Source organism: Oscillochloris sp. ZM17-4, assembly GCF_019599295.1.
GTDB lineage: Bacteria > Chloroflexota > Chloroflexia > Chloroflexales > Chloroflexaceae > Oscillochloris.
In genome coordinates this window covers 1-5,899 of the sequence record NZ_JAIEWN010000104.1, presented here as the reverse complement: position 1 = coordinate 5,899, position 5,899 = coordinate 1, and the positions used below count along the sequence as shown (strand labels likewise).

The following is a 5,899-nucleotide window of genomic DNA, read 5'->3' as shown; positions in this document are numbered from 1 at the left end:
GCGACCCTATCGATCCCGCGCAGGTCGAGCAGCCGGCGCGCGCCCGTCACCGGCGAGACGGCGACGACCATGAGCGGGAAGGTGCCGCCCTCGGGGGTGCGGCCCATGGGCAGGCGCTGTCCGATCTCGGACAGGTCGCGCAGCTCGCGGGCCACAAATGCGCCGCAGTAGACGATCCAGTCGAACGAGGCCCGGAAGGCCACCGTATCGCCCTTGGAGCCCAGGCTCTCGGCGGTGTCGCCGTGCGCGCAACCGATAAAACTCAGGCCAAATTTCCGGCCCTCTTTGAGCAATCTGATCATCAGCCGCCCCGGCGAGTCTTGGTCCTTGCCGACGACAATCTCGCTGGTGACGCTGCCCCATTCGTCGGATGCCAGCGTGAAGGGGGCGAAGCGGGCGTGTGCATCGCTATTGAGCGCCTTGGCCCGCCTCGTCAGCTCGGCCTCGGCGCGCAGCAGGGCGGCGTAGATCGTGGCAAAGTCGCGCCCGCCGCCGAGTACCTTGGCGTTGGCGGGCCACTTGCCGGGATGGCTGTGCGGGTCGAGCACGTAGCAGCGGCGCTGACGGTGGGCCAGGATGGCCTGGAGCAGGGTGGTCTTGCCCGAGCCCCGGTTGCCGACGATGAGTAGGTTGTCGCCGGCGGCCAGCTCGGCGAGGGTGATCATCGGCAGGGCGGGGGCGTCATTGCCAGTCTCGGCGAGCGGGTGGTTGTCGCCCCAGGCGGGCAGCAGCGGCGGCTCCGGCTGGCCCCCCGGTCGCGCGGTCAGGCCGGGCAGCAGCGCCCGGGCCAGGCGGCCCTCGGCCAGGCGGCGGTCGACCCCGATCGCCGTCAGCGTGTCGGCCGCGCTCGCCGCGATGCCGGACGAGCGGCGGACGAACCACTGGCCGAGCACAGCGAAGAAGGCGACCGGGTGCAGCGGGGCCACGAAGAGCAGCAGCCCGAGGTCGATCAGGTCGAAGGGGTGGCGGGTGTGCTGCTCCATCGTCAGTCCCCTGTTGCGACGGCGGCGCGACGGGGGCCGCCCATGAAGGTCTTGAGCAGCAAGGCCACGGCGCAGACGGCGAGCACGACGAAGGCCAGCTCTAAGCCGATCGTGGCCACGAAGAGGAGGGCGGCGCGGGCCAGCCAGAAGAGCCCGGTGCCCCAGAAGCCGCCCGCCTCGGCGACAAACCAGGCCCGGTTGGGCTCCATCAGGGCCTGGACGCGCGGGTAGTCGGTGTAGGCGTCGATGCAGATCGCCGCCCAGAGCAGCCAGGCGGCGGGGGCGACGCCGTAGCGGGCCAACACCGGGGAGCCAAGCTCGATCAGCGTGAACAGAAGTAGCCCGCCGAGCAGCGACCAGCCGAAGGCAGCAGGGTCGAAGAAGGGCACGCCGGCGCCGGCCACGATAGCGGCCTTGGCCTCGCCGAACACACGAGTCGAGTCGAGGTCAAGGAACCAGATCCAGGGCCAGAGCACATAGCAGCTCAGGCCAAAGATCAGGGCCAGCAGCAGCGACGGGATGCCGTTGGGGATGGAGCGGACGGCGCGCAGGGCGTTGCGCAGCTGCGCGGTGATGTCGATTGACTCAAAGAATCGGTCCACAGGTGATCTCCTTGGAGCCGGATTGCCCGACGTCTTGTTGCGGGGGCGAACCTCAGCCGCCTACGGGTCATGTCGCAGCGGGGCCGGGTCGACGCAGGAGTAGCAGAACCGCTCCCCCATAGTGCGTAAGTTGTGATCAAGCAGTTCGCCACAGTTGCCGCAGTGGAGGCGCAGGTGGGCCTGGAGCGCCTCGTGGATAGTGTCTACGTCGGCGGTGGGCGGGGGGGGGCGAGCAAATCCTCCACCAGTGCGCGCAACGCGCGATAGCCGATGGTGTAGCGGTCACGATTAATCATGGTTTGTCCTCCCAGACGAGCGGGCGCCAATTCGCAGGAATGATTTCATCGCGTAGGGCGGCGCGGATCATGCCCTGGTGCTCGTGGCCGGCGCGGAGGACGTGGCAGCGCCGGCAGAGTGTCCGGAGGTTCGCAATCGCGTTTGATCCGCTCTTGCTGAGCGGGATGATGTGGTCGATGTGGGCGACCTCCAGCGGGATGGGCGGTGCGCCAGCGCAATAGGGTCCCTGGCAGCGCCCGCGATCGCGTTCCCAGACCTGCTGGCGGCGCAGGGCCCAGATTGCGGGCGGGAGGCGTCGATGTCGTTTCATACGTGTGCTCCGGGGCAGCGGGCAGTTGTCGTGCTGCCCGCCGTTCCATGCCTTGTCGCGCTATGCCTTGCCATGCCGAGCCGAGCGGTGCGCAGCGGTGCGTTGCCGTGCCGTGCCAAGCCATGTAAGACGGTTGGAGATTAGGGAAGGTCATCCGTGATGGCGAATGCGGTCATGGCAAAACGCCCGAATCCGATACTTCTGCCATTGCCGATCCCGACGAGGCGACCCGCATCGATGATCACGGATTCCATCTCGCCACGCGCGACAACGGTCTTGTCCCATTGGATGTGGAACGTGAGGGTCCATCCGGTCGCTGCTGCGATGCGATAGCGGATATTCCTTGCCTTCGTGCCAGGGTTTCGAACGGAGCGGATGTCGAGGTAGATTGGAGCACTCGGGTCGGTAGAGATGGGATTAGGGAGCTGGAGATGGGGCAGGATCATGCGATCGTCGAGGATTTGGAGCGTCGACGCAACGGCGGGCTGCAGCGATCCCCGGCCCTTCTTGGAGAATCGGGCTCCGTCGCGCAGGCAGGCAAATGCATAGGATCCCGGGAGGTAGAGTTGCTGATCGGGGGTGATCAATAATGTGCGTTTCCATTCCTCAGGATCGTTGCCTGCGACGCCCGATCGCTCGCGTTTCTCCAGCGGGATGGCGTCGGGGCCAAAGGCGTGCCAAAGCAGCGGGCGGACGCCGGTGATGGAAATCCGTGCCGTGAGGAGATTCATGGATATGCCTCAGTTCGTGTCTGTGGAGTGCGTCGCCCACATGCCGAGGATGTCCTCGACCGCCACCGGGTATCCGAACGCGCCCAGCCACGCGGCTTGCGCGGCGGCCTGCGCGTCACGCTGATCGGGAGACAGCGCGGCGATGAGATCCTGGGCGGCTGCGGGTTCGAGCAGGGCGAGGATCTCGGGGTCATAAGGAGCGTCGTCGGCGTTGTTGCGGGGCGGGCGGGCCAGGGGCGGGCGCGGACAGCCGGCGATGAGGGCTCCCCACTCGGCGCGCACGCTCTCGACGCCTACCCCGCAGAGGTGGGCGTGGGCGTGGGCCTGGGCCGCACGGGCGGCGGGGCGCATGGCGGCGAGGATCGCCGCAGCGCGCGCTGGGTCGTGGCAGAGCAGCGAATCGAGGATGGTCGGGGCGAGTGGTGGGGGTGGTGGCGCGGGCTGAACCTCGGCAGGGCCGAGGCTGAATGGTGGGGGTGGTGCCATGAGGCAACCTCCGGTATCGTTGCTCCGCAAAGTCGGCGAGCATCGACTGAGCCAAGGGGCATGATCAGACCCGCAAGACTCAAAACAGCGCCCCACTGCTGTGCAGGCGCCGCCGGAGGTCCCCGCGATGCATGGTATCATCGCAGGTAGCCCTTTGACCTGCCCTAATCAGGTTGTGGGGTTAGCGGTCGTTTGGGTGTTACCAGCACCCGGCGACCGCGATCAATAAGGCTATATTACTCTATTTACAGAGTAATGTCAATGAATGTCAAATATTACACCTTACGTGATTCTATATACTCATCAACAGCGGCATAGGTCGTGACCCACTGAGATCCTATTTTCTTTGCTCGCAATCGGCCCTTTTTGACATAATCGTGAATTGTACCTCGCTCTAGTTTAGCGTACTCTGCGGCTTCAGAAAGGGAAATAAGGCTTCCAACTTCTAACGGATCGGGCCTGCCTTCAAGCGGCGGGAGCAGCGGCGAAGGCTCGGGGATGGGCGGCGATTCGCGCGGCGGGGGCGGTGTGCGCGCGACCTGAAAGTCGCGGCCCAGGGACTCCACATCACCGCGATGATAGAGAATGCGCTTGCCCGCTCGGCGGGTGCGCAGACGCGCTCCCTTGCCCTGCCCATAGCGGCTGGCCTGGCGCGATGAAAGATCCAGGAGGGCGGCGACCTCCTCGATGGTGATGTAGTCGGCGGTACTATCGCTCATATGCGGCTATGGTACGGCGTGGGGCGGGGGGCGTCAACGGGAACAGATGGGCGTGCGTTACGAGGCAGCGAGCTGCGCATCAACCCAGACGAAGCTGCGGATCTGCGGCCATGATAGCATGGCGGGGCCAGGGGCGATCGCTGCTGCGCTTTGCTATAATGCGGGCAGAAGATACCGGAGGGACGCGCGATGGATTGGAGTGAGCAAACACAACACCGCTTCGACGACCTGCGCCAGCGTGAGCTGATCGGCCCGCTCAGCGCGGAAGAGCAGCGCGAGCTTGCGGCGCTCCTGGCGATCCTTGACGCTGATGAGGCCCGCACCCTCGCGCCGACGCTTGCGCGTATGGACCGGGAGGCGGCGCAGCGCGAGGCACAGCTTACGGCGCTTCAGATCCGCAACGAGGAGCTTGCCGCGCTCGCAGTCCAGCATGCGCAGCTCCTCAGCGAGGCGAAGTCCTGGCTAGCGTCGTTTGAGCAGCGCCGCCTGGTGCTCCAGGATCGCTACACGCGCCTGGCGGCGGAGCCACTGCCTACTGATCTGCGGCCATGAGCCTGGCGGCGGATCTCCGCGCAGGGGTGCGTGAGCGCTTTGCGGGGTGCTGCGGCTACTGTGGCGTGTCCGAGGCAGATGTTGGCAACGATCTGGAGATCGACCACTACCGGCCACGGGCGCACGGCGGCGGGGATGATCTAGACAATCTTGTTTATACGTGCTCGGCCTGTAATCGATTCAAGAGCGCCTACTGGCCGGGCGACGACGCCCCAGATGATCTGCGTCTACTCAACCCGAACCGCGATGACCTGAGCGCCCACATTGATGAGACAGTGAGCGGTCGCCTGGTTGGTCTCACCCCGCGCGGCTGGTTGCATATCCGCTGGCTGCACCTCAACCGCCCGCTGCTGGTGGCCCTGCGCCAGCGGCGGCAGCGCGCCCAGCTGATTGCAGAGGGTCTCAGCCAGGCCCAAGATAGTGCGGCGTTCCTTCAGCAGCGTGTTGCGGTGCTCGAGCGTGAGCTGGCTGATCTGCGGGCGATCGTGCAGCGACTCGCGGGCCTCTCCGACCCGCAGTAAATCGCATAGCGCGCCCCGGAAGGCCCGTGCCCGCGTCTCCTGCTCCAGCCGCGCGACCAGCGCCGCTGCCCTCGCCGCCTCGGCCTCCGTGCGGCCCCGCCGCGCCCGCGTCGGCCCCTCCTCCCCTCTGCGCGGCCTCCGCCGCGCATCCCTCCCCCCGCGCCGCCGCCGTCCGACCCCCGCGCCGCACCCCGGCGCGTCCCCTCCTCCCTCCAGTAAGGAAAGTGTAAAAGTATTTCGGGGGTCGCAGGGGGCGCAAGCCCGCCCGAAAAAACACAAAATGAGGAGGGGAGCCTATATATTTGTCGGGCTCCAAAAACGGCACTTTTGCTCGTTCCAATGCGGAAAAGGTATCAGACCTAATTGACACGCTGGTGACACGCTGGTGACACGTAATTGACGCGCTAATGACACGTCCAAAAATACACGAAAATAGGTAGGAAACGATTTACAAATATTCGTTCTCATTCCTCGCCCTCCGCCGCTTCCAGCGCGTAGATGATGTCCGCGATCTGCATAAAGTCGTTCGAATCTTCGCGTGAAGTACCACGCTCCTCCTTTCTGCTAATAGCGGCGGCCTGCACCTTATCGGCAACGATGCATCGCCCGATATGGTACGGAAAACTGCGCATTACCGGCAATGAGATGTGGGACACGAGCGGTGTTCATTGCCGCTACCGCCCGGAAGCGGCAATGTG

General features: G+C 65.6%; 8 protein-coding genes and 1 pseudogene. 2 read left to right on the top strand and 7 right to left on the bottom strand.

Features of this window, described 5'->3' with window-relative positions; all coding sequences use genetic code 11:
- The 6 genes and pseudogenes from K2Z83_RS27640 to K2Z83_RS27615 form a co-directional block, all read right to left on the bottom strand.
- Nucleotides 1–983, bottom strand: a pseudogene (locus K2Z83_RS27640) (hypothetical protein); the annotation flags it as partial.
- A 2-nt stretch (nt 984–985) separates the two neighbouring features.
- Nucleotides 986–1,585 carry a hypothetical protein gene (locus K2Z83_RS27635; RefSeq protein WP_220598395.1) on the bottom strand — a complete coding sequence of 200 codons (600 nt, stop codon included), beginning with the start codon at nt 1,583–1,585 and terminating at the stop codon, nt 986–988.
- Nucleotides 1,586–1,877: 292 nt separating this feature from the next.
- Nucleotides 1,878–2,192, bottom strand: a complete 315-nt coding sequence (locus K2Z83_RS27630) for an HNH endonuclease (protein WP_220598394.1) — start codon at nt 2,190–2,192, stop codon at nt 1,878–1,880.
- A gap of 140 nt (nt 2,193–2,332) precedes the next feature.
- Nucleotides 2,333–2,923, bottom strand: coding sequence for a hypothetical protein (locus tag K2Z83_RS27625; RefSeq protein WP_220598393.1), 591 nt, complete (start codon nt 2,921–2,923; stop codon nt 2,333–2,335).
- A 9-nt stretch (nt 2,924–2,932) separates the two neighbouring features.
- Nucleotides 2,933–3,409, bottom strand: coding sequence for a hypothetical protein (locus K2Z83_RS27620; protein ID WP_220598392.1), 477 nt, complete (start codon nt 3,407–3,409; stop codon nt 2,933–2,935).
- A gap of 275 nt (nt 3,410–3,684) precedes the next feature.
- Entirely contained in the window at nt 3,685–4,128 is a 444-nt protein-coding gene (locus K2Z83_RS27615; RefSeq protein ID WP_220598391.1) for a helix-turn-helix domain-containing protein, read from the bottom strand.
- Nucleotides 4,129–4,317: 189 nt separating this feature from the next.
- On the opposite strand from K2Z83_RS27615, the gene K2Z83_RS27610 reads away from it, so the two are divergent.
- Entirely contained in the window at nt 4,318–4,680 is a 363-nt protein-coding gene (locus tag K2Z83_RS27610; RefSeq protein ID WP_220598390.1) for a hypothetical protein, read from the top strand.
- Nucleotides 4,677–5,201 carry an HNH endonuclease gene (locus K2Z83_RS27605; RefSeq protein ID WP_255604562.1) on the top strand — a complete coding sequence of 175 codons (525 nt, stop codon included), beginning with the start codon at nt 4,677–4,679 and terminating at the stop codon, nt 5,199–5,201. The genes K2Z83_RS27610 and K2Z83_RS27605 overlap by 4 nt, the downstream gene beginning before the upstream one ends.
- A gap of 464 nt (nt 5,202–5,665) precedes the next feature.
- Here K2Z83_RS27605 and K2Z83_RS27600 read toward each other — a convergent pair whose 3' ends face one another.
- A complete protein-coding gene (locus tag K2Z83_RS27600) occupies nt 5,666–5,857 on the bottom strand; it encodes a hypothetical protein (protein ID WP_220598388.1) in 192 nt (63 codons plus the stop codon).
- Between the last annotated feature and the right edge of the window lie 42 nt (nt 5,858–5,899).

Excerpts from the sequence above, each read along its gene's own strand:
- K2Z83_RS27630 (WP_220598394.1), bottom strand. The coding sequence starts at position 2,192 with ATGAAACGACATCGACGCCTCCCGCCCGCAATCTGGGCCCTGCGCCGC.
- K2Z83_RS27625 (WP_220598393.1), bottom strand. The coding sequence starts at position 2,923 with ATGAATCTCCTCACGGCACGGATTTCCATCACCGGCGTCCGCCCGCTG.
- K2Z83_RS27620 (WP_220598392.1), bottom strand. The coding sequence starts at position 3,409 with ATGGCACCACCCCCACCATTCAGCCTCGGCCCTGCCGAGGTTCAGCCC.
- K2Z83_RS27615 (WP_220598391.1), bottom strand. The coding sequence starts at position 4,128 with ATGAGCGATAGTACCGCCGACTACATCACCATCGAGGAGGTCGCCGCC.
- K2Z83_RS27610 (WP_220598390.1), top strand. The coding sequence starts at position 4,318 with ATGGATTGGAGTGAGCAAACACAACACCGCTTCGACGACCTGCGCCAG.
- K2Z83_RS27605 (WP_255604562.1), top strand. The coding sequence starts at position 4,677 with ATGAGCCTGGCGGCGGATCTCCGCGCAGGGGTGCGTGAGCGCTTTGCG.